A 1,742-nucleotide genomic window follows, 5' to 3' on the forward strand; every position below is an offset into this window, starting at 1 on the left:
TTGAGATTTTTGCACAGATACGGTAATCGTAAGTGATTCACCGGACTTGATATGAAGATCCCAAAACTCGGAAATGGATTTGTAGACAATGCAGCATGAGTTACGATCCGGTTGCTGGCGATCCTGATTCAGGAATTGCACCTGGTACACCTTTTGAAGAAATTCCCGATGACTGGGAATGTCCGATTTGCGGCGCTAGCAAAAAAACCTTTAAACCATTTGAGGAAAAAGTTGCAGCTTAAGACGACAATCAATTAGGCACTCTTTTTAGCACATAAACGCGAAGCGTCTTAAGAGATGCTTCGCGTTCTTGATTATTTATACACAGGGTAAAATCATGAATTCACCAGAAGATAACAGTCAATTTAAACGACAGAGACCAGTTTATCTAGAGCTAAATTTTCAGATTATTTGTGCAGTTGCCTTGATTGCTGTTATCGGAGTTTCTAGCGTGACTCCGGCTTTTCCCAAGTTAGCTAAAGACTTAAATATCAATCCAAAAAACTTGGGTTTATTGATTACAGCATTTACATTACCATCTCTGATTTTAGGGCCAATTATTGGTATTCTTGCCGATAGATGGGGCAGAAAAAGAATTATTGTTCCTTCATTGTTTTTATTTGGCATAGCTGGTACAGCTTGCGCTTTTGCCCGCGATTTTAATTTACTGCTATGGTTACGCTTGCTGCAAGGAATTGGTGCTGCTTCTTTGCTTTCTCTGAGTATCACTTTAATCGGCGATTTATATAGAGGAGACAGACGCACTACTGCAATGGGTTACAATGCAAGTATCAGCAGTGTAGGCACAGCAAGTTATCCAATAATCGGTGGCGCATTAGCAACAATGGGCTGGTATTATCCCTTCATGCTGCCCATATTAGCGATACCTCTTGGGTTACTGGTGTTGTTTGCACTCAAGAATCCAGAACCAAAAGGCGATCGCAATCTCCAACAGTATTTAAGCAATGCCGTAAAAGTTCTAAAAAATCGTCAGCTATTTGGACTTTTTATTGCCAGTGCTGCTAACTTTGTTTTCCTTTATGGCGCTTACGTTACCTATTTACCACAGTTAATTAACGATACCTTCAAAGCGCCGCCTACCATTATTGGATTGTTACTTTCTAGTGTTTCTGTGGCAATTACCATCACAGCTTCCCAATTAGGTAGACTAGCTAGAAGATTTACAGGCACAAGTTTAATTAGTGCATCTTATGTTTTTTATGCTTTAGCTATGTTAATAGTTCCTTTTGTGTCAAATATCTGGTTACTATTAATCCCTAGTACAATCTTTGGTATTGGGCTTGGTATTGGTTTTCCTACTATCCAAACACTTTTAGCAGATTTAGCACCAAAAGAATATTTGGCGACGATTATATCAGTAAACGGGACATTTTATGGATTAGGGCAAACATTAGGGCCGTTGTTGATGGGCTATGCTTTTGGTTTTGGCGGAATTAGTAGCGTGTTTTATGCGGCGACTGGTTTTGCAGTTCTGATATTTTTTGTGTTTAGGTATTGCACTTGTGTGAAAGGAGTCTAACCCTTTCCTTTTAAAATCTGCTCATTACATTAGATTATGGCGGTTCTTATTTGCATAAAATACAAAAAACTTTATCCCATCCTATTGGATATCTCTGTGTGATTGGGCGAGTCTTTTAAATAAGGTAAGGGAAAAGAAAGGGGAAGTTTGTTTTTGCTAGCCGATGCAATGGCATTGTCAGTCGATACAATAGCATTGTCAG

Annotated in this window: 1 protein-coding gene and 1 pseudogene; both read left to right on the forward strand. The window is 39.1% G+C overall.

Features of this window, described 5'->3' with window-relative positions:
- Positions 1–53 precede the first annotated feature (53 nt).
- Positions 54–242, forward strand: a pseudogene (locus ACFE90_RS31360) (rubredoxin); the annotation flags it as partial.
- 95 nt (positions 243–337) lie between these two features.
- A complete protein-coding gene (locus ACFE90_RS31365; RefSeq protein WP_375506240.1) occupies positions 338–1,540 on the forward strand; it encodes an MFS transporter in 1,203 nt (400 codons plus the stop codon).
- Positions 1,541–1,742 lie beyond the last annotated feature (202 nt).

Origin of the sequence: uncultured Nostoc sp., from assembly GCF_964245445.1 — a bacterium.
Lineage (GTDB): Bacteria > Cyanobacteriota > Cyanobacteriia > Cyanobacteriales > Nostocaceae > Nostoc.

What these genes read in the sequence shown, in the direction of transcription:
- ACFE90_RS31365 (WP_375506240.1), top strand. Translation starts at nt 338, where the DNA reads ATGAATTCACCAGAAGATAACAGTCAATTTAAACGACAGAGACCAGTT.